24 protein-coding genes and 5 tRNA genes are annotated in these 20,895 nt (G+C 47.5%); 7 read left to right on the top strand and 22 right to left on the bottom strand.

What is annotated here, in order from left to right; translation table 11 throughout:
• Positions 1-58 precede the first annotated feature (58 nt).
• Complete coding sequence (locus tag EYB31_RS15305; RefSeq protein ID WP_131014216.1) at positions 59-802, top strand: MBL fold metallo-hydrolase; 744 nt, start codon at positions 59-61, stop codon at positions 800-802.
• Positions 803-938: 136 nt separating this feature from the next.
• A complete protein-coding gene (locus tag EYB31_RS15300; protein WP_131014215.1) occupies positions 939-2,537 on the top strand; it encodes an ATP-binding protein in 1,599 nt (532 codons plus the stop codon).
• A gap of 66 nt (positions 2,538-2,603) precedes the next feature.
• Here EYB31_RS15300 and EYB31_RS15295 read toward each other — a convergent pair whose 3' ends face one another.
• Entirely contained in the window at positions 2,604-4,106 is a 1,503-nt protein-coding gene (locus tag EYB31_RS15295; RefSeq protein ID WP_165452439.1) for a stalk domain-containing protein, read from the bottom strand.
• A 238-nt stretch (positions 4,107-4,344) separates the two neighbouring features.
• Between EYB31_RS15295 and EYB31_RS15290 the strand changes: the two genes are divergently transcribed.
• Positions 4,345-5,070: a Crp/Fnr family transcriptional regulator gene (locus EYB31_RS15290; RefSeq protein ID WP_131014213.1), complete on the top strand. Its 726-nt coding sequence runs from the start codon at positions 4,345-4,347 to the stop codon at positions 5,068-5,070.
• Positions 5,071-5,073: 3 nt separating this feature from the next.
• Here EYB31_RS15290 and mobA read toward each other — a convergent pair whose 3' ends face one another.
• On the bottom strand, positions 5,074-5,706 hold the full coding sequence (gene mobA / locus EYB31_RS15285; protein ID WP_131014212.1) for a molybdenum cofactor guanylyltransferase: 633 nt from the start codon (positions 5,704-5,706) through the stop codon (positions 5,074-5,076).
• A gap of 193 nt (positions 5,707-5,899) precedes the next feature.
• Here mobA and EYB31_RS15280 point away from each other — a divergent pair, with 193 nt between their 5' ends.
• Positions 5,900-6,619 (top strand): Crp/Fnr family transcriptional regulator, encoded by a 720-nt coding sequence (locus tag EYB31_RS15280; protein WP_131014211.1) that lies wholly within the window; start codon positions 5,900-5,902, stop codon positions 6,617-6,619.
• Positions 6,620-6,675: 56 nt separating this feature from the next.
• On the opposite strand, the gene EYB31_RS15275 is transcribed toward EYB31_RS15280, so the two are convergent.
• Positions 6,676-6,972 (bottom strand): DUF1811 family protein, encoded by a 297-nt coding sequence (locus EYB31_RS15275; RefSeq protein WP_131014210.1) that lies wholly within the window; start codon positions 6,970-6,972, stop codon positions 6,676-6,678.
• Positions 6,973-7,102: 130 nt separating this feature from the next.
• On the opposite strand from EYB31_RS15275, the gene EYB31_RS15270 reads away from it, so the two are divergent.
• Positions 7,103-7,330, top strand: a complete 228-nt coding sequence (locus EYB31_RS15270; RefSeq protein ID WP_131014209.1) for a hypothetical protein — start codon at positions 7,103-7,105, stop codon at positions 7,328-7,330.
• A gap of 123 nt (positions 7,331-7,453) precedes the next feature.
• Positions 7,454-7,882: a PilZ domain-containing protein gene (locus EYB31_RS15265; protein WP_131014208.1), complete on the top strand. Its 429-nt coding sequence runs from the start codon at positions 7,454-7,456 to the stop codon at positions 7,880-7,882.
• Here the strand turns inward: EYB31_RS15265 and EYB31_RS15260 are convergent.
• The 5 genes from EYB31_RS15260 to EYB31_RS15240 form a co-directional block, all read right to left on the bottom strand.
• Positions 7,877-8,776: a hypothetical protein gene (locus tag EYB31_RS15260; RefSeq protein WP_131014207.1), complete on the bottom strand. Its 900-nt coding sequence runs from the start codon at positions 8,774-8,776 to the stop codon at positions 7,877-7,879. The genes EYB31_RS15265 and EYB31_RS15260 overlap by 6 nt on opposite strands.
• A 129-nt stretch (positions 8,777-8,905) precedes the next feature.
• Positions 8,906-8,978 (bottom strand) — tRNA-Val (locus EYB31_RS15255).
• Between the two features lie 187 nt (positions 8,979-9,165).
• Positions 9,166-10,056: a cation diffusion facilitator family transporter gene (locus EYB31_RS15250; RefSeq protein ID WP_131014206.1), complete on the bottom strand. Its 891-nt coding sequence runs from the start codon at positions 10,054-10,056 to the stop codon at positions 9,166-9,168.
• A gap of 211 nt (positions 10,057-10,267) precedes the next feature.
• Positions 10,268-11,308, bottom strand: coding sequence for a stalk domain-containing protein (locus EYB31_RS15245; protein WP_131014205.1), 1,041 nt, complete (start codon positions 11,306-11,308; stop codon positions 10,268-10,270).
• A 3-nt stretch (positions 11,309-11,311) separates the two neighbouring features.
• The gene (locus tag EYB31_RS15240; protein ID WP_165452438.1) at positions 11,312-11,704 is read right to left on the bottom strand and encodes a copper amine oxidase N-terminal domain-containing protein; all 393 of its coding nucleotides are present in this window, start codon (positions 11,702-11,704) and stop codon (positions 11,312-11,314) included.
• A gap of 267 nt (positions 11,705-11,971) precedes the next feature.
• Between EYB31_RS15240 and EYB31_RS15235 the strand changes: the two genes are divergently transcribed.
• Positions 11,972-12,286, top strand: coding sequence for a hypothetical protein (locus EYB31_RS15235; protein ID WP_131014203.1), 315 nt, complete (start codon positions 11,972-11,974; stop codon positions 12,284-12,286).
• A gap of 86 nt (positions 12,287-12,372) precedes the next feature.
• On the opposite strand, the gene EYB31_RS15230 is transcribed toward EYB31_RS15235, so the two are convergent.
• The 14 genes from EYB31_RS15230 to EYB31_RS15165 form a co-directional block, all read right to left on the bottom strand.
• A tRNA-Val gene (locus EYB31_RS15230) sits at positions 12,373-12,445 on the bottom strand.
• Positions 12,446-12,514: 69 nt separating this feature from the next.
• Complete coding sequence (locus tag EYB31_RS15225) at positions 12,515-12,664, bottom strand: uracil-DNA glycosylase (protein WP_338119946.1); 150 nt, start codon at positions 12,662-12,664, stop codon at positions 12,515-12,517.
• 242 nt (positions 12,665-12,906) lie between these two features.
• Positions 12,907-13,077 (bottom strand): mechanosensitive ion channel protein MscL, encoded by a 171-nt coding sequence (locus tag EYB31_RS15215; protein WP_131014201.1) that lies wholly within the window; start codon positions 13,075-13,077, stop codon positions 12,907-12,909.
• Positions 13,078-13,177: 100 nt separating this feature from the next.
• Positions 13,178-13,393 (bottom strand): hypothetical protein, encoded by a 216-nt coding sequence (locus tag EYB31_RS15210; protein ID WP_131014200.1) that lies wholly within the window; start codon positions 13,391-13,393, stop codon positions 13,178-13,180.
• A gap of 152 nt (positions 13,394-13,545) precedes the next feature.
• A complete protein-coding gene (locus EYB31_RS15205; RefSeq protein WP_131014199.1) occupies positions 13,546-14,385 on the bottom strand; it encodes an alpha/beta hydrolase family protein in 840 nt (279 codons plus the stop codon).
• Between the two features lie 22 nt (positions 14,386-14,407).
• Entirely contained in the window at positions 14,408-15,160 is a 753-nt protein-coding gene (locus tag EYB31_RS15200) for an anti-sigma factor (RefSeq protein WP_131014198.1), read from the bottom strand.
• A complete protein-coding gene (locus tag EYB31_RS15195; protein WP_131014197.1) occupies positions 15,157-15,732 on the bottom strand; it encodes an RNA polymerase sigma factor in 576 nt (191 codons plus the stop codon). The genes EYB31_RS15200 and EYB31_RS15195 overlap by 4 nt, the downstream gene beginning before the upstream one ends.
• A 190-nt stretch (positions 15,733-15,922) precedes the next feature.
• Positions 15,923-17,548, bottom strand: a complete 1,626-nt coding sequence (locus EYB31_RS15190; protein WP_240762474.1) for a plastocyanin/azurin family copper-binding protein — start codon at positions 17,546-17,548, stop codon at positions 15,923-15,925.
• 206 nt (positions 17,549-17,754) lie between these two features.
• Positions 17,755-17,840, bottom strand: a tRNA-Leu gene (locus EYB31_RS15185).
• Positions 17,841-17,868: 28 nt separating this feature from the next.
• Positions 17,869-17,945 (bottom strand) — tRNA-Ile (locus EYB31_RS15180).
• 20 nt (positions 17,946-17,965) lie between these two features.
• Positions 17,966-18,042 (bottom strand) — tRNA-Met (locus EYB31_RS15175).
• A gap of 67 nt (positions 18,043-18,109) precedes the next feature.
• Positions 18,110-18,280 (bottom strand): hypothetical protein, encoded by a 171-nt coding sequence (locus EYB31_RS40235; protein ID WP_165452431.1) that lies wholly within the window; start codon positions 18,278-18,280, stop codon positions 18,110-18,112.
• A gap of 134 nt (positions 18,281-18,414) precedes the next feature.
• Positions 18,415-18,957: a phosphatidylglycerophosphatase A family protein gene (locus EYB31_RS15170; protein WP_131014195.1), complete on the bottom strand. Its 543-nt coding sequence runs from the start codon at positions 18,955-18,957 to the stop codon at positions 18,415-18,417.
• A 166-nt stretch (positions 18,958-19,123) separates the two neighbouring features.
• The gene (locus EYB31_RS15165; RefSeq protein WP_131014194.1) at positions 19,124-20,872 is read right to left on the bottom strand and encodes a hypothetical protein; all 1,749 of its coding nucleotides are present in this window, start codon (positions 20,870-20,872) and stop codon (positions 19,124-19,126) included.
• Positions 20,873-20,895 lie beyond the last annotated feature (23 nt).

The raw sequence follows: 20,895 nt of genomic DNA, 5'->3' as shown, positions 1-20,895 counted from the left end.
ATAGATTATAAAAGATATGCGAGGGTCCGCGTTGTAATAGAAAGTGGGGGTATTTATCGTGAGCCTGCAAATTCAAATGCTTGGAACCGGAAGCGCTTTTGCCAAGAAGTTTTACAACAATAATGCGTTGGTATATTGCAACGGATATACTTTATTAATCGATTGCGGCTTTACAGCACCCCGCTCCTTATATGAGCTCAAGATTCCATTAAACCAGATTGACGCAATCTTAATCACTCATATTCATGCCGATCACGTCGGAGGGCTGGAAGAAATGGCTTTCCAGCTTAAATATGTATTTAACACCCGGATAAAGCTGATCGTTCCTGCGACGATCGTAGATCCGCTCTGGGATACTTCGCTTAAGGGCGGGCTGAGCAATCCTGCCGAGGGCATGACCGGACTTGACGACTATTTCGAAGTTATCATCGTGGATGAAGGCGACATAATCCCTCTCCATGACGGCTTTAACATTGAATTGGTTCTCACGGAGCACATCCCTAATAAACCGAGCTATTCAGTTTATCTCAATGACAATACGTTCTTCAGCGCGGATATGAAATTTATGCCGGCGCTCATCCATCATGTTCATTATGAACGGAAATGCAAGTACATTTTACACGAATGCCAGTTGTTCTCTCCCGGACTGGTTCATGCTACGCTTGATGAATTGTTGACGCTTCCCGAGTCGATTCAGGAGAAAATACTGCTTATGCATTACGGGGACAATATCAGCCAATTTGTCGGAAATACCGGACGAATGGAGATCATGGAACAACATCGCATCTACCAATTCCCATAACTCAAGTTTGCCCCGTTATTCCGAACGGGGCTTATTAATTTTCCATAGCGGCAGGAGGGATTAAGGCGGTCGGCAGAGAATTGGTATCTTGTACCACGGAATATGACTAGTCGTTCCCAGTAAGGAGTAATGTCTGATGTACTTACGTACTTTAATTGCCATTTATTCCGTCGTTATCGTCATTTCCTCTATGGCTTTTGATACTGTCCGCAACCCTGAGATCCTCGCGCTGCTTGGGCTGCTGTTTGTACTTTTGCATTATGTGAAAAAAGACAGCTTCTATATACAGGTATTGCAATTTGCGCTGCTTGCCGGGATGCACCTCTTAAGCGGCTCAAATATGGTTTTGATCTTATATCTGCTCCACCTGGGCAAACAATTTCAAACCATTCGCTCCAAAAGATGGGCGTTTGCATTTTCGGTCGTCTATTTTATCGTTTTTGCCATCGTTTCTGCTTACCATAACCCTTTGTATTATACACACTTGTACAAATCGCTCTTTTATACTTTGTTTTCCGGCGTTTCATTTTCAATCGCTTCTATATATGTATATAAATTTGTACAAATCTTGCGCTCGCATGCGCAAATCCTTTTGCACGAAAAAGAACGCCTGTCGGCCTACGACACACTTACCGGGCTTATCAACTTCGATGAATGCCACCGCAAGCTGGAGAAGCTTGTCGAGAAACAAGAGCCTATCGTGCTGATATTGCTGGACTGCAAGGACTTGAAGTCGTTAAATTCGGCCAACGGCTTCCACGGGGTCAATAAGCTGTTGAAGCAGGTTGCCCAACTGCTTGGCATTATGTTTCCGGACGCTTTGTTTACAGCGCGGTACGGAGGTGATGAATTCGCCATCGTCCTGAGGGCAAATCAAGTCGATGCGCAGCTCTCCTACATTTCGCACCAATTGGCTTCCGAGTTCACCAAACTGACCGGCATTCAAATCACTTACGGTACGTCCATCTACCCCAACGACGCGCAGTCCAAAGACGATCTGATCACGATTGCCGAAAAAAACATGTTTGTCATGAAACGCGAAGCATGGCTCAAGCAAGAGGAGCAAATGTTTCGCTCGGAAAAACTGCGTGTCGTAGGCGAACTGGCTTCGGGAATGGCGCACGAAATCCGCAACCCGTTAACGACCATTAAAGGTTTTTTACAAATTGCCAAAGCAAACGGTTACAATATCGAACAATGGTATGGGCTGATTATGAATGAAATTGACCGGATGAGCATGCTTACGGGAGAATTTTTGCAATTTTCGAAACCCCAGCCCAAACAATTTAAGCTGGGCAACCTGCAAGGCTGCGTGCAGCGGGTCGTCTCTTTGATCGAATCCGAAGCGACCCGGCTTGGGCACAGCGTAAAGACTGAAATGCCCGATGATGAGGTTTTATTGTGGATGGACCAAGACAAGATGATTCAACTGCTGCTTAATATGGCCAAAAATTCTTTTGACGCCATGCCGCTGCCCGGTGAAGTCACCTTCCGACTCACAACAAAGTCCAAACATACGGTTATTGAAATTCGCGATACCGGAATTGGCATGACAAGCGAAGAGCTTGAGCAAATATTCACCCCCTTCTATACAACCAAAGAAAACGGAACCGGGCTGGGCTTGTCGATCTGCCACAAAATCATTCAAGACCATCAAGGGAATCTCGAAGTACAAAGCGAAAAAAACAAAGGAACGTTGTTCACCATTACGCTCCCGCTTGCAGATATGAATTAAAACGAACTTCCGAAGTTAACACGTCAAAGTACCCGGCTCGCTGGCAAGCCGGGTACTTCCGTTTCTTTAAGGCTCAGCCGCGCTGTCGCCGCCGCTCCGGTTTTCAATAATTAATGTGCCGCTTTGCTCAAACCAGGTTGTCTTGATGGGCAGTAAAGCCGAGGCATCTTCGATGGAAATCACCGGCTCCTGCTCTTCCATTCTGATCTTCTTTTTCAGCTTGCCCTTCCCTCCGTTTAAGGTAAAAGCATCCGTATCGAGCAGCAGATCGACTTTATTCGATGGAAGTTTGATTTGATACTCCTTGTCTTGATCGGCTGCTTTCACTGTCTCCATGGAAGCTCCGAGCTGCTGTGTCAAATAGGAAACCGGCACGTATATGCCGCCGTCCCTCTGGTACACTTTGCGCTGCGGGTTGACGCCATGTCCGTTATAATACAATCTCACCAGCGGCCACTTTTTCATCCCGTCACGCTGCAGCATGGAGCTGATTCCTTGCTGTTCAAACGGCGGTGCAGACGGTTTCGGCTTCTTATCTTCAAGCTGGTACCAATGGTCGTAGAACGGAGTATAGGCCAAACGTTTTCCGGCTTTATCGTATGCCCAGACTTGCAGATTGACGAAGGCTACTTTGTCAAGCGGAGGCATGTCGGCAAGATCGACAGTTAAGGTAATCGGTTCTTTTGATGAGGTGGATGTTTCGTAAAAACTCCTTTGAGGAAAAATATCTTCTTTTGTAAATACGGCAACTTTCACGGAATAATCGATCTCTTGGTGTTCCGTTACAGCTGCTGAGGAAAATTGAATGCGGTAAAGGGATTGTGAAGCATCTTCTTCCGACTTTTCCTTCATGAAGTCGGTTACTTCGGGAGTGCGAATATCGGCGTAGTCGTCCATCTTTGCCACGGAAGTCCAGTATTTCAGCATTTCCGGCTTGTCGGTAACCGGCGGAATGTACTCATTCTCATGACGCAGCATCCCGACGATATCGCGGTTCGTTTCAGGCTGCTCCATGGCGCTAGGGCCAAACAACATCACGTAGTCCTCCGCCATAATTTCACCCGGATCCCAGCGGTGGTTGTAAGGCATTTTCTCGCCGGCAAATCGTACCGGGTAACCGTCGAGCTGGCGAACCTTGGCCCATTCCGACGTTGAGGTCACTCGCGGAGGCGTTACGCCTTCTTTCTTTTTCAACCAATAATACGTAAAATGATGGCCATACTCGTGAATAAGCGTTCTGCGCACAGGAATTCGCTCTACCTCGTACAATGAGATCGACTTGCGTTCCGGATCGTATTTGCCGACCCTGAAGCCGCTGTTTCCTACACTCTTATCCTGGTGCAGCTCCACCGATTTTAATTCGGCCAATTCGCTGCTATGCCCGGCCTGCAGCAGAAGCTCATACAGTTCCTTTAACTGCTGCGTATCCCACATGGGCGTATCGCTCGTAAATCGTATTCCTTCGGGGGATGTATACTCATAGGTGCTTGCGGTGCTTTCCGCGGCGCTTGCAGCGCCTCCTAAACCGATGCAGCAAAATATTGCAACAGCCCAAATCCATTTTCTCATCGGCATTCCCCCGTTGCATCTTGGTTGTATGCGTTTTCAATAATAATCCATTTTATCATATCCATAGGACCAAAGATACTGCTTTACGATAATTTAATACTCTGAAATGAATCCGCAGACACATTTTTTTGATACATTTAATCATAGCAACCCGCGCAGGTTAATTGTATACTGTCATTACATGCATGAACTCATATTGCGTTAAGTTCAGCCCACTTCAGAGCAGGAGGTCGCCAATATGCCATTGTCGGCTGAAGCGTTATTTACGGCAGCTCATCACCGGATTGCCGATTTTTTGTCGGAAGAGCATTTTTCCCGATTACAACAGGTTATGCAAATGGAGAAAGTTGCGGAAGGGCAACGCCTGTTCTGGGAAGGCGAGCTCGCCGACCGCTGTTTTTATGTAAGCAAAGGAATCGTGAAAGTATCCAAAACAACGGAAGACGGCCGGGAGCTCATATTGCAGCTGCTGTTCAAAGGGGGTTTCTTTGCGGAAATCGGCGGTTTTGGAGACGTCAATTACAGTTGTACCGCTGAGGTGCTGAAATCCGGCGAGATCGGAATCGTCACCCAACAGGACCTGGACGGGCTCATATATCAGTATGGCGGCTTTGCCGTGCAGTTTATGAAATGGATGGGCCTCACCCATAGAACAATGCAGTCCAAAATTCGCGATTTGATGCTTTTCGGCAAACCGGGGGCGCTGGCTTCAACGTTGATTCGTCTGGCCAATTCACATGGCGACGTATCCCCTGAAGGTATCCGCATCAAACTGAAGCTGACCCATGTGGAGCTCGCCAACATGATTGGGGCGACCAGGGAGAGCGTCAATCGGATGTTATCCTCCTTCAGGGAAGAAGGCAAGCTCAGCATAGACAACGGTTATATGGTCATTCACGACCTGGGATATTTCAAAAACATCGTAAAATGCCCGGATTGTCCCCCCGAAATTTGCCGGTTTTAACGTTCAAGTGCCTGCCGTGTCGCGAGTCCTTTCTTGGCGGGCAGCCATTTGCAAAGCAAGCGTGTAATCATCTTTCGAACCGATGGCAAAAGCAAACTGCGAATCGACCTGCTGCTCGTTCAAGAAACTTTCCGAAACGCCGCCCCAAGCGATTTTTTGCAGCATATCCGGCAGACGTGTTTCCCCTTTGGCAAACATGTCTGCAACCACTTCGCCGCAGCTGTGATGATATACCGCGTGCAGCGGACAAGGTTGTCCGGCAATCACCGGAACCGCCGCGTCATACGAAAAATATTTGCGGTGCTCCCACAGCAAACGTCCCGCCTTCGCCGATATAAACGGCATATTTCCGCCGGCAATCCACAAATCATCGTGTTTGGCCAGCATAAAAGCGGCATGCATCCCTCCTAACGGACCTTTACCCGGCAAGTAATCCGTAATGATGCGGATCGATCTATCCAATACCGGTAAAAACATCATGGGTTCATTGGTCACGACTATAATTTCGGAGCAAAGCTTCTGCATCTCGCGAATCTGCTTCTGGATCACCGTTTCCCCGCCAAAAGGCAGCAGCGCCTTAACCGCGCCGTTCATTTGTCGATTGTCCCCTCCGGCCAATAAAACACCCGATAACATAAGGACCCACTTCCTTTTTTACTCATTCGTCCGATCTACTTGTAACTATAAACCGATTACATGAATCTGCATGTTATATATGTCACAGAAACAAGGCCTATTTCTAGAAAAAGTGATAATTGTCACATCCGTTTGGCAGAGGATCATGTATCTTAAGATCAACGAAACCAGTGCGGAAGGGGTTGCTTCAATCATGATCGATGTACTGCAAACAAGCGTAAAAGGCGTTCATAATACCGATTTTTTCTCGGAAGAAAATATGAATAAATTGAAGGAAATTATGTATGAGCACAAAATGCCTGCGGGCTCCCGGTTGTTTTGGGAGGGGGATAAAGCTGACAAGCTGTACTTTATTAAACGCGGCAGAGTCAAAATAACTAAATCCAGCGATGACGGGAAAACGTTTATTTTATATATGTACGGCGAAGCAGATATGTTCGGACAACTTGATCCGTTCCACAATTCGACTCACGGCTTTAACGGGGAAGTGATGGAGGACAGCACGATCGGCATCATTCAGCAGAAGGACCTCGAAGTGCTGCTGTGGCAGCATGGAGACCTGGCGATCGAATTTATGAAATGGATGGGGCTCATGCACCGCATGACCGAAACCAAGTTTCGCGACATCATGATGTTCGGCAAGCCGGGAGCGCTTTGCTCCACGCTGATCCGATTAGCCAATACGTATGGCAAACCTCATGGAACCCATACCGTGATTTCCAAAAAATTGACCAACAGCGAACTTGCCGATATGATCGGAGCGACACGGGAAAGCGTCAACCGGATGCTCAGCGATTTGAAGAAAGTCGAAGTTATCGCTTACGAAAACAACTATATTATCATCAAGCGGCTTGATTATTTGCGCGATGTCTGTCAATGCGAGAATTGCCCGAAGGACATGTGCCGGATTTAAAAACAAGAAAGAGGCTTTTCCCCAGTTGGCGGAAAAGCCTCTCTTATTCTAACCGGTTATTTGTGCGGTTCCAGCAGCGAAAGCGGAAAACTGGCTTCCCGGTCAGCCCCCATCTCGCCCCAAGCCATAATTCCATTGACATACTTCAAATGAAACGGCTCATCAAAACCTTGCACCCGGTATACGCCAGGGAGAAATCCGGCTGCATCCAGCGTATAGGCCTTTGCCGTGTTGTATTTGCTTTGCAGTATTTCTCGCTCGCTTGGAAATTGGGCGTGTTTCATCTGCTCCATAAGCAGCTTTAATTCCGTTTCCAGCTCATCTCGGGTCATTTCGCTAAACCGCTTTTTCACTCTGCTGCCCCTTTCGACGAAATCCGACTGATTTTCAAGGAAATATACGAAAAATCAACAAAACTTCTTAACATTCTGCATAGGCGTTTGATGTATAATTGAGATAGTAATCCATAGGAGGTGCCATTTCTTGATAACAGAGCTTTTGCTTTCCAGCAAGAAGATCCCTGTCAGCTTTATATCCTGTGATCAAAAAGCGATTCCCCAGTTAATTCGCATGCTGCAAAACAATGAATGGCGAAATTCAAGAGAAGGCCTTCCCGAAATTGATGAAATTGAACATATCGAATTAGTCGGCAATCATGCTATCCTTCATTCAGCCAAAGCCAATGAACAAATCCATGTACCGCTCTATTAGAGAGCGGTTTTTTCATTTTCTTTTCTAAAGATTTTTTTAGATTAGCAAGTGCTTTTGGCTTATTGCTTGGTAAATGGCCTTCATTTATGATAGTTACGTAAACTTAACCGAGGTGTTGTTGCAATGAATAGAGAAAATCAACGCAGCTTTTTCCGTTTGGCCTTTGAACATCCCTTATGTGCGGAGTTGAAAATCATCGGCTTGCAGGACGGACTTGAAACAAAAACGGGAAAAATCGCCATTCACGACGTAAGTGCCGGCGGAATGCGCTTCTGGTCAGACATCGACTTTACGAACGAGCTGAACGTTCTTTTTGAAGCCAAATTTATTGGTCTCGGCAAACCTTATAAGCTGCTCGGGCAAATTTTGCGGATCAAAGAAGTAAAACCTCGCATCTATGAATATTCATCCAAATTTTCACTTAGCGAAGCGGAAGAATCCGCATTAATCAGTTTATTAAATGCGATGTCCATCAAACTTCGCAAGATGAAAATGTTATCCAGCTGCAGCTTTTGCACAAACGAAGAGCTGGAACTATTTCAGCTGTTATAGTTTACGAGGCTCCCCAAACATACCGGCAGCTAAATATTGCTTATCCTGACTAAGCGGCCACAGCCAAGTGTTAAAATGTGTTTTCTCCGGCAGCAGCCGGTCGAAAGCATCTTTAATTCCCGCCACCGCTCCCGGCAATCCGTATTGACCGAAGGCGCCAAACAAGCTGCGCACTCGGTCTTTTTCCGTCCGGGCCATATACATCTCATCCATAACGCTTTGCGTCTGCTCATCCAGCTTAATGATATCGGTCCATAAGACGACCCGCCCTCCCGGCTTCACACTGCCGAACAGCAATCGGTTATAAGCTTGTACGCAACGCGCGTAGACAGAGGAAAGCTGCTGTGAAATGAGATTCATTCCCGGTTTGTCGTATTGCTCCAAATAAGGGGCTAACGTAAGCAATGCATCGATAAAAAACAACTGTGTATACACAGGGGAAGAGATCACAAGATCATATTGCGGTTTACCCGCTTCAGGCTCCGCTTTCTCGAATTGTCCGTAAGCATCAAGCAAATAATTGGACAGGCGGCCAATATCGGCCTTTTTCTCCAGCATCTCCATCAGAGTGCCCATAAAGTTCATCCGTTCCAGCCCGATAAAATCGACGTTTGTTTTTAAGCTGATCTTATGGGCGAGCGTGCCGGTGATGTTCTGCACCGCCGCTTGGCTTCCCGTATTGCCCATATCGTAGTAGTCCACTTTATTCGTATACGCAGCGAGCTGCACCAGATCGATATCCGTCCAATGTCCGGTACCGAATACCGCCACATCGACCGGCTCCTGCAGCTGCTGCAAGGCGCTGAAAATCAGCCTCTGTATCTCTAATCTATGATACTCTGCATTTTGCTGCAGCTCTTTTTGCAATTCCTCGTGTGTCCCGGTATTTTTCATCGTAAATCCCTCGCCCTATCGTCCATATGTACATTCAATGGTACTTATTATATCATACTGCTGCTTGATGTGATCAAGATTACAAAAAGAAAAGAATCCTTAAAAATTAAGGATTCTCGTTCAAACATATGACCTGTAGTGGGCTCGAACCACTGACCCCCACCCTGTCAAGATGGTGCTCTCCCAGCTGAGCTAACAAGTCGTGTAAACCATTTCGTCTGGTGCATAAGCTATTATATGACAAGAATAACGAATTGTAAAGAAAAATGTTGAAAATTCCCGAATTCAGGTCCAGCCCTATGAAAGCCGGACCTATTCGCACGTATGACGCGGGTTTCCGATACCTGAACGTGAGTCCCGGGCGCTCACCCGGGCGACGCAGATTTCACTTAATGGTCGTACCATGGATTCAAATGAATCAGCACCTCGTCGACATCGTTATGTTTTTTCTTAATTGTGCTTTTAATGAGCCGGGAAATATCGTGGCCTTGCTGAATCGTCAGCTCTCCGGGCACGCTTAAGCGCACATCGATTAAAATATAATGGCCGTGCTCACGGGCGCGCAGCCGGTCAATTCGTTTCACTTCGGGAATGGATTTGATCAGAGCCTCATATTCGGCCAGTTTTTCCGGGCTGACCGTTTTCTCCATCAGCACGTCGATCGATTCTTGTCCCATGCTGACGGCGAGCTTTAAGACTAGGATTGAGACGATAATTCCCGCAAGCGGATCTCCCAACGTCAAATAAGGGATGTTGTAAGCTGCGCCTAACATAGCTAAGCCAATACCGGCAACCGCCGCCAGAGATGCGTAAATATCGGCCAAATGGTCATATGCGGTTGCAATCAAACCTTTGCTGTTAGCCTCTCTGCCGATACGAATCGTGTAAATGTAAAGCCACAGCTTCCAGACCAACGAAACAAGCGCCGCGCCTAACGCAATGATACTGGCCTCACCTGGCTCTTCAAATAACGCGATAATGGCGTGATACCCGATAAACAATGCGGCAATGGCCAAAATCACGGCCACTACGGCGGAGCCCAGCACCTCTGCTTTGCCATGACCATACGGATGGTCTTCGTCCGCAGGCCGTTTCGATATTCGCATCGCGCTTAACGCGGCGGCGGATGCAATGACATCGCCGGCATTATGAACTCCGTCGGCCAGCAGCACCTGGCTGTTAAAGAAAAAGCCGACAACCAGCTTAATGGCCGTTAAGCCGACATTGCTGATCAAGCTGACCCAAACTGCGAAAATGGAAGCATTGTTCCCTGAACTCATCAATTGTTACCTCCGCCAGAAGTTTTTCCCCATGGAAACAAAAAACCTCGACCGGTGTGGTCAAGGTTTGCGCTTATTTTTGAAATTTATCATCACATTGTTCATGTTAGATCACCACTTTTTTTAGTCAGCACAATAGCAAGTACGATAAATTATAGCATGTTATGGGAACCGGTGTAAAGAAAGCTTAGCCCATATGCCAAAAGACCGGTTACTTAAAGGTTTGAGCGTTCGTGAGCACGCCATTTGTAAAATATAAATACTGGACTGCCGAATAACCGTAACGGTACACCCACTGTTCCATGTTACCGTATGAGTTGACGTTGTCCGGTTTACCCCAGGACATGAGGACCTGTTCCCTAGTCATGTTTGTTTGAAGTTTCTGCCTTCTAATTAAATCCTTCATCTCTTCAGACCAGTTGTAGTCGCCAAAAGGATCTTGGATGAAAAACGCAGTTGTCAGAGAGTTGAGCGAAGGAAACTCGAAATCGACCGTTTTGCTGCCATTGCTTAAAGTCACATTTAGTCCGTTATAGCTGACCACGGATAACTTCTCGTACTGATAGAACTTATCGTCTTCGCTACTATTTTTGGGATACGGCAAACTGCGGGCCCATAACGTATCGGCCGCCTGCTTCCAGAAAACTTCTGCAGTTAAATCCGTCTTCAACTGCTTAACCGCATCATTGATCTTGTTTTTATCGCCCCATGAAACATCTTTGGAGAAATCACCCGCAGTCAGATCGATCCTCCGGTCTTCTCCCCAAGCGGCTTGTATGTCCAAATAATCGGTCAAAAACGGAACCGGCGCATACAGCACATCTTGCTCTGAAAGAATAGGATAGTCCATACGGCTGGTGTGCGGATCCATACCTCTGCCAAAATAAGAAATCAAATCGTTGTTTGATCCGACCAGAATGATCCGGTTGGGATGATTGATGCGCAGCACGCCTTCCAAAGGCTGGGCCGACATTCTCAGCTCGCTGAGCAGCGGCCATAACGGGATATATACAACATCATTGCGGACGATGGGAGGATAATCGGATTTCAGATAATTGCCGTTAACATAAATTTTGTAACCGTCCTGCAGAAGATTGACCGGTTTACCCTGATCCCACGGCCCGTCATACCATACATCGCTGTAAAAACTCGTGCCTTTAACGGCAGTTCCATTCCCTTGCGGTATGCCGTTCTCCAGATCGCCCATATAAACAAAGTGATTGCCTTCCCATTCAAAATAAGGGTGGCCCATAATCTATAACGTACTATCCTTAGTCTGAACGACCGCATGTTGTTTTTCCTCGTTCCACTCCACCTTGGAGCCAAGAGCCTCATCGATAAATTGCAGCGAAACGAAAGCTTGTCCGTCTTCCAATGCCGGAGGCACATCCAACGTCAGCGATTTCCCGTTCACTTGAATTGCTGGATCCCCCAGATCCAGCTTCACGGACAACCCATCTTTGCTTAAGGTATAAGACTTCTGTCCATCCACCGTAAGTGAAAGGTTAAGAATTTTGGCTAACTCGCCTAGAGGTACAAGCATTTTGCCGTCAATAAAAATTCCAGCATCCCAATTCACCGCTTTTGGCTCTGCCGGATCGGCGGCAAAGACCGTACCTCCAGCTCCAAATATGAAAGCAAAAGACATAAGCATTACTACACAACGACGAAAAAATACATTCATAAGTACGGTACCTGCCCTTCGAATAGATACCCTGAGTGTAGTAGATATTTCCATATTTTTCAATACAAATCTGGTATCTCCCATTTTGCATCGCGAGAACATAAAAAAAGAATGCCAAAAAGTTTAGGAAAATACCGTTCAATCATGGACAGGACGATGAACAAACTATGAGTTTACAAGCCGAGTTTTGTCATGTATGCTATATTCAAACTAGCAAAAGGAGGTGAACGCATGAATGACAATCAACTAAACCGTATAGAAGAAATGCTTGGAGCACTTATCAAAATGGTCGGAGAGAATAATAGCAGATTAAAGACGCTTGAGGACAAATCAGATAGGTTGGAGTCCAAAGTCGATAGGTTGGAGGACAAAGCAGATAGGTTGGAGTCCAAAGTCGATAAGCTGGGATCGGATATGCAAGAGGTCAAAAGCAGCGTTAAAGAATTAATGCAAGGTCAAGAAAGGCAAGATCGTATTCTTGAAATGCTTTCGGTCAAATCGATTGAGACCGACTCATACATTCGAGATTTCAAACGAAAAATGTAGAAGCCCACTCATCCAAATGAAGAGTGGGCTTTTGTTTTGAGCGATTAAAAAGCAAAAAAGCCTTGCTACACAAGGCTTTTCCTGTATGACCTGTAGTGGGCTCGAACCACTGACCCCCACCCTGTCAAGATGGTGCTCTCCCAGCTGAGCTAACAAGTCGCATTCACCGCTTGTTTGTTTCCCTTGCGGTTTTTTTATAATAACAGGCCAGGCAATAGATGTCAAGACTTAGCGCCCGTCTTTTTTCAAACCGTTTGCTTTCTCAACGTAGTTCATACAAGGCTGGCCCGACGATTTAAGCACAACCGCGGATGGCAGTTCGCCGGTTTTGAAGCCAAACGCTTTGCAGCCTCGCGGAAAACGCGAATCCCATGTCACATAAAAATGTTTACATCTATAACAGTTAATCCGAGCGGCTGCTTCCTTCTGTTGATTCATGGATACCTATTACCTCGTCGATTGAAAAAATTCGATCCGTTCCCCGTTTACACCGCAAAAAAAGAAATAGCGCGATCCATCGCGCAATGCGATAACGGTCAGCATGTATACTTTACCATAATCCGCCTTCGATGGACACAAAAAAATCCGGTCCCGCGCCGCGCGCCAAGTCCGGATTTTCGTTACCGCAATATACGTTTTTTCACTTGAACATTGTTGCCGTGATGACCATATTTCGCTTTTACATCTTTCATCTTCTCTTGCATCGTCACAAGAATGTCCTTCATGCGCTGGCTCATTGGCTTAACCGTTTCCTTTACTTCGCCGTTAACGACGATATCAAAAACTAACATATGCCTCTCGCTCCCTTAATTCATCGTTTGGTCTTAAGTTCATTGTATTGTACGTTCATTAAGGGAGCATTAAATCCATGTGCGCAATTTGTGAACACGACTATTTTTTTACGGCCAACCCTTTTCCCCGCGTCAAAATACACGGAACCCCAAAGCCGACGGCGCCCGGCTCCGCCATTTTCTCCAAGTAACGCAAGCCCCGTGCGCATAGCCGGCATTTATCGCAAACATCGGACGTAACCACTTTCATGCTGAACTTCGACCGGTCAATGCTGCTTGGCGGCATATTTTTTTTGACAGTTTTATTTTTGACCATGGCTCGCTGCACCTCTTTTGGCTATACCTTGACGGGCATACGTCCCGTAGTATTATGTATGCAGATCGCCATAAAGAAGCGTGGGCAGGTGCCAAGGGTTTCAAAAATAGAAGCAGCGCCGAGATTTGGCAGTGTGGGCCTGCCAGTTTAACTCAATGATTTTGTTTCAGGCAATCCGCTACAAAACGTTTGGTCTGCTCAATCGCTTCATGCAGCTGCGGAGTTTCCCCCTGAAACGGGTGGACCGTGTTAAAGGTATGATTGCCTCCTTCAATGACGACATGCCGGGCGGAGGGATACTGAGCAAGCAATTTCTCCGTACCTAACAACAAGCGGTCGTGGTCTTTGCTGCCTTGAATGAAGGCAACCGGAACCTGTATATGCGCGATTCTTCCGATAATATCGAACCTGTCGCGGTTGCTTTCGATGTCATCGATAATAACTTTATCCAGCGGCATTTGCTGCTGAGTGCGGCCGTTTAACGTATAAGAGCGCCCGACGGACTTCATTTCATCGATGTTTTCTTTGGAATAGATGTTGACGTTGGCGATCCCGTTCCAGCTAATGACTCCAGCGACCTGGCCGGGATTGTCCAAAGCATAAATCAGGCTCGATCCGGCCCCTTTGCTGTGCCCTAACAAAAAGATCGGAGCGCTTTTGACAGCGGCGGCATTTCCAATGCGTCCTGATGCGACCGCTAGTACAAGCGTATCGACATCCTCGAGCTCAAGCGAATACGTATTTTTCTCAAATTTCTCCAACTCGGTAAACTCCAGCAAATCCGCTCCGACCCCGTTATGGGAAAAATTAAACGTAACGACGTCCATGTTTTCCGCGAGCCGCTCGGCTGCATAAGGGAAAAATCCCCAATCTTTAAATCCTTTAAAACCGTGGCAAACAATTAATGTAGCAACCGCCTCCGATCGTGCCGGAAATACGCTGCCGCGGATGTTCCTTTCTTGCTCCAATTGCAACTCAAAATCAAGCGCCATAACAAACGCCTCCTTTGGTGGATTAAATGCCCAGCATCTTTTTGCCTCTTGGCTGCGTGCCTCCGGGATCGGGTTCTAACGTAATGCCGATCGTATCGAAATCTTTCCCGGCTTCTTTTAACGTATAGGTCATAATCCCGTTGCCCTGCAAATCGACTCGAAATGTACCGCAATTGCTCCGCTCGCCTTTTTTGACCAGCCATACTTGATAAGCCTGCTCCCCTTCCAGCGCGGGAAGTCCGCTGGTCTGCAGCACAAGCTGTGTCGTAGCGCCCTTTTGGGCTATCCAGGCCTTGCCTTTAGCTTCAGGATGCGCTTGGTCAAACGATTTCAGATCATATTGGGCTACAAATTGCGACGGCATTAATTCCGTCCGCTCGGCCGCTTGTTCCAGCCGCTGCATCTGGTTGATCCCCCACCAGCTGGCAGCTCCGATGATTAATAGGCAAGCTGCGGCAATCGAAGCGGCCCGGCGTGCTTTCCCCGGCCGGCTAGTATGGACCCATATATTTTTGCCCTCAGCGCTTTCCTCCATATTTGCCTCAGGGTGGCTGCCGGTAATTTCGCCAAGTATTTCCGCTTTCCAATGCGGCGGCGGTTCCACTTCGTCCAGCTCCATGGGCAGCATCTCCCACGTCTTCGAAAGCTCGGCAAGCTCTTCTTGGCATGAAGAACATGCCGATAAGTGCAGCTCAAATTCGTTTCGCTCATGATCGTCCAGGTCATTGACAAAATAAGAAAACAATTGATCGCAGGGATTGTTGACTATGTTCATTCGACCCCCTCCTCCCTTAGCGGCGCCAGATGCTTGCGCAATATTTTTAGCGCCTGATGCAAGCGGCTTTTGACCGTCCCCAGCGGTTCTTGGTTGTGCTCGGCGATTTCGCTGAGCGTATAACCTTCCCAATAAAAAGAACGTATCAACCGGACCTGGGAATCCGACAAATGCTCGTACGCCTTTTCGATATGTTCCTTAAGCCAGCGGCGCGATGCGGCTTCCTCGGGTCGAATCAGCGATTTCTCCTGCAGCTTCTCCCAAACCGACGTTTCGATCGGAACGATGTGTGGTTGTCTGCGCAGTTTCCTGAGCTGGTCGATACATATATTCCGGGTAATGGTCAGCAGCCAATTGATAAAAAGTCCTTTGGCGGCATCATAGCCTTTTTCGGTAGTCCACAAACGGGTAAATACGAGCTGCACGATTTCTTTGGCCAACTGCTGGTCTTTGCATGTTTTGATCGCAAAAGAGTACACGAGCCGGGCATACCTGTCGTACATCGTCTCCAGAGCATCGCTCTGCTTGTTTAAGATCATGCGCATTAACTGCTCGTCGGAATATTGTTGCATTCATGCACTCTCCAAAATTCAGCAAGCACCCCATAACAGGTAACGCTGCACATTGTGCTTCCGGTTTTTTATACAGTCATTGTACCATCACTCCAAACAACAAAAACAGTCCGAGATGAAAAAGGAATGAAGTTTCCTTTTCTCTGCGGACTGCTGATGTTATTAATTTCGGAAATTATCCGGCCTGGAACTATTTGACGATAATTTTACCCTTCATCGATTCTTTATGAGGCTCGCAAAAATACGTATATTCCCCCGGTTGATTGAAGGTCAACGTATAGGATTCTCCATCTGCAAGCAAAGGTGTTGCGAATAACGGTTTACCTTCCACTAGCGCATCGGAGACAACGTTATGTTTGGCGATCTTGTCCTTGTTCGTAAACGTAACGGTGGAACCGACCTCCACCGTCAATTCCGGCTGCGTAAACTTAAATCCCGCAATATCCATCGCATACGCTTTGCCCTTGGAGGTTTCCGGCGCAGCGGACTGCTTGGACGATGTGGTCGGGTCGATGACATACCATACGCTGCCGACGCCTTGACCGGTCACATCGCCTGGTTTAGCGTCTTTCACCCAGTAATAAAGCGGGGCTCCTTTATATGCCGTTTGTTTTGTGCCGTCGTCGCGGGTTATCACAGTGAAATCAGGCGCCTTCAAATCCCCGCTGGAAGTGATGTGTTCCGAATAAAAGATCGGCCAATTCGCTTCGCAAGTTCCTTTGCATACACTTTTATTTTCCGTATCTTTGGTGTATAAATAAAGCGCCATTCCTTTGCCGTCCGCCAAATAACTGCCCAACTTCTCATCTTTGGCGACCGTGACCGCGGAATAACTTGCCGCATACCAGACGTTGTTTACGCCTTGTCCTTTGGTGTCGCCCGCTTTCTCGTCTTTAGCAAAATAATATAACGGCATGCCTTTATAGGTAGTCTGCTTTTTCCCGTCTTCGCGAACGATCGATTTAAAATCGCCCGCGTTCAGCTCGGCCGGAATTTGCATATTGTCGGCATAATAGATCGGCCAGTTTACGGCGCATTGATCTTTGCACATGCTCATATTCTCCATATCTTTCGTATACCAATACAATGTGCTGCCCGCAGAGTCGGTCAGGTACGCGCCAAAATCCGGATTGGCCGCGATGTTGATCCGGGCGTACTGCGTTTCCGCCGCCTTCGCGGCGTCAATGACTTTCTGCTCGGCCAACGTATCGGCCAGCGTTTTGCTTCCGCCTTTCACCTTCGCCTTCAGCGCTTCAAGCGTAGCGGCGGCGATGTGCCCATTCCGCAAGCTTCCGGCCCCCGCAACTTGCGTCAGCCCCTGTTTATTGGCAAATGCCAGCACGCCGTCATATGTAAAATCGCTATCCTGCTTGTAACCAAGCGACTCCAGCAGCACCTTGTAATACTGCTGGGCCGTCACTCCCGCCGACGGTTCAAACGTCCCGCTTCCCGTACCGCTCCAGCCTAGGCTCGGATTCGCTTTTAAATAACCCAGTATGGCTTTGTTTGCCTCGCTGACCGATGCGGCGTCCGTGAAATTGTCCATCCCTTTATACGCAAGCGCCGTTTGTTCCAATCCTTTCAATCGTAAAAATAAGATCGCCGCCTGCAGTCTTGTGGTTGCTTTCGCCAAATAAGCATCGGTAACGCCGCTGCCCTCTCCTTGCAGCATCCCTAAATCCGCGGCGACTTGCGCGTCCGTTTTGACAACGGGCGCTACCGCTTCCGTGCTGCCGTCCGCAGCTAAAACCGGAAGCGCGGAAGAAAGCGCAACTGCGGTCCCCAATACGAAAGCCGTCATTTTTTTACTTGTCATCACCAGCTATTCCTCCCCATATACATTGTTTTCCAGCCTATCTGTAAAGGCTTTCAAAGAGAAATAACGGAGCAATCCGGCAAACGGTTTGTTGAATGCCAAAAAATGTTCAAACAAAAAAATTCTGCGAGGCAAACTGCCGCACAGAATTTTCGTCTATGTATACTGTTAGAAAAGAAACCATTCCACATCAATCCAAAAGAATATGCCGAAGACCGGACTCGAACCGGTACGGTAGTCACCTACCGCAGGATTTTAAGTCCTGTGCGTCTGCCTATTCCGCCACTCCGGCTAACAAGGGCATTCATGCAGCCTTATCATGGTGGGCCCTGAGGGACTCGAACCCCCGACCAATCGGTTATGAGCCGACCGCTCTAACCAACTGAGCTAAGGGCCCTTATACATAAAAAGGAGTATTGGTTGCGGGGGCAGGATTTGAACCTGCGGCCTTCGGGTTATGAGCCCGACGAGCTACCGGGCTGCTCCACCCCGCGTCATTGCCGTCTTCACAGCGGCAAAAATAAATATACACCAGTTCAATGTATAAAGTCAAGGAAAAATTTATACCATATATCTTACGCCAAAACGCCCTTTTTTCGAGCGGTACACTTCCACTTCCTGCGGACATTCGTACCCGTAAATCCACCAGTCCTCTTCCATTCGTTTGGCAAGGCAGCCGGCTTGAAATTTGCTTTCATACAGTTTGACCCAATAAACCCACTTTATATTCATATATAAAATCACTCCTGTTATGGAAAAACTGAGGCATTTATAGGATAACCAAAAAAGCTTCCTTGTTACCAAGGAAGCTTTTCCAATTTTTGAAGCCCACGACTGTCCGTTGAGCCTTCTATTATAAGTGCATATTAACTGGCATGATGCTCGCGCTGCTCCGACTGCGCCGCTTGCTCGTCCAAATCCCGCTGACGATGGGCGATGCGGCTGGAAGCCGATGAGGCGATGCTGGCTACGAGATCGTCAAGAAACGTATTGACGCGGCTGCCGATCTTCGTATCCAGCTTTTTAATAATGCCCGTCTTTTGCTTATCCAGATGGCCGAATGTCGTAATCGCGATGCTGCCGTATCCGAAAACAGACCCGAGGGCAAGCGTTTCGTCACAACCAAACAACCCTTCATCCGTCTCAATGATCGACTGCAGCGGCTCGGACAGCATACCTTTTTCAGCCAATACGTCAAGCTCGATGCCGACAAGAATAGCGTGCTGAAGTTCCCTTTTATCCAATACGGCCTTGATTGATTCTATACATGTATCTAACGTGAGATTAGGGTAATAAGGAAGCTGCATTTCTCTGACGATATAGGCGATATCCGCGAGTTCCACACCACGTTCCGCCAGCTTCTGATAAACCGCTTCCTTCACTTCTTTGCTGTGTACTTGACGTTTCATGATAAATCGCCCCTTCCGCATCGTATACTCGAGATGATAGCTCCAAATGTGTACTTTCTGTGTACACCGAGGAGAATTTTATTATAACATGTCCTGCGCCATTCTGCTCATATAATATGTAGAAACAGACACGCAGGGAACGACAGGGGCGACCATCTTGGAAAATTTACCGCTTGAACTCACCCAGCAGACGTTTGGAATCACCTGCCGGGGTCGTGAACACTTCGTACATTTTAATGGTTAACTGCATCTCCATTTGTTCCGTCGTGCCGTTTAAGTAAATATTATTTTCGCCGGTGGTCAGCTTGCCGGTGCCAAGAAAACTTGCCTGAGTCGTGCCGACCAATCGGCCTAACGTATCGAAGGCGTCAAACTGCAGCTTGGAGAATCCGGAATCGATCTGAACCAACGGATCACGCTTCATATTCATATCCAATCGTAATTTATAGGAATACGTCATGGAATTTCCAAGCCGGTTGTAATAAGGCGTTATCGTGTAGTAGTCGATTTTGACATCAAACGGATATAATGAAAACTGTTTGTCGTCCAGACCGTCCTGCAAGGCGACGCTGTATGCGGCTATCGTCGATTTATATGGCGAGACTGTAGCGGCATCTTGAATTTTGATGCTTAAACCTTTACCCGTTTCCGAAGCCGGAAGCGTAAAAGAATAACCGACCACCAGCGAAGAGTTTGGCAAAATGTTCTGTGTTGTTACGTTTTGCCGGTTGCCCGAATACAGAAATCCATCGGCGCTTTGCAGGTCTGTTTGAAATGCCGGTACGGCCATCGGCCTGTCGCTCTGATTGGTCAGCTTGAATTTGGCCGTTATGTTTTTGGAGCCTTCGCCTTCATTATCGTTCATGCGAAATTCGATCATCGATACAGCCATTTCCGGATGGATGACGTCGCTGATTTGATCGAATTTCATCGGCGTACCCAAGGTGTAAGGCAACGCCGCGCTGCCATTTAGGTCCGCGCTGCCGGGAAGTGCGATATTCACTCTGCCCACACTGTAATTAATCGGCCCGCCGCCCGTACCTTGAGCAAACGTCTCGGTTGTCAGCACGTTTAAGCTGGAAAGCACGGAATCCAAATCGGTATTGATAACGTAATGAATGTATTTCTGCTCCTTGGCCTCCAACACAATCGAACCCGGCTCGCCGCGTTTGCCGCTGAATATTTTAGTTGAAGTTTTGCCGTCCACATTAAAATCCGGTACCGTTTCCCGGCCGCCCGTCGGATTGCTGACTAGAAGCTGAACCACATAAGAAAGTCCTTGGGATGTAATTTCCTTGTTAATGCTGACCGGCTTGTATTCCAGCGGCGATATGTAAGGAAGAATGTTAAACGTATTTCCCCATTTTTTCAGCATCGACTTATCGGTGATGAGGGTATCGCCGCCACGCCATTGACGTTCTCCGACCGGAATCGCTAACATGAGCGTTTCCGCCTTCGGATAAGCATAAACATCGACATCGGTCCAATTGATTTCGGACAATGTTACATTATCGCTGCGGTCGATTACGGACATATAGCTGAGCTCTTGTGTTGTTTTCGGCTGGATCGATTTCGAATTTGCCGAACTTGGCTGAAGCGTATATTCCACGCCTTCTGCCGTTTTCACCCGCAGCTCGTAAGTGTCAGGCACACGAACCGTTTGTGCGGCCTTGTTACTAACACGCACAACAACGCCGATGCGGGTCCCGTTTAAAACATGCTCGTTGAGCGTTGATTTGACTTCCACATCCAACTGCTCGTTCAGCTTATATTTGCTCGCAACATCCATAGACAAGCTTGCTTCCTCAGCCATTCCTTGTTCGGGAATATCCGAAGCGCTGACGCCCATCCCGCACGTAAGCAGCGATGCGGAAATTACAAGTGAACCCGCCGTTTTTCTCCAATTGATTGTCAAGATACTCTCCTCCACCTAAGCAC

It is taken from the genome of Paenibacillus thalictri (assembly GCF_004307995.1).
GTDB lineage: Bacteria > Bacillota > Bacilli > Paenibacillales > NBRC-103111 > Paenibacillus_AF > Paenibacillus_AF thalictri.
This window is presented reverse-complemented; position numbering and strand designations above follow the sequence as displayed.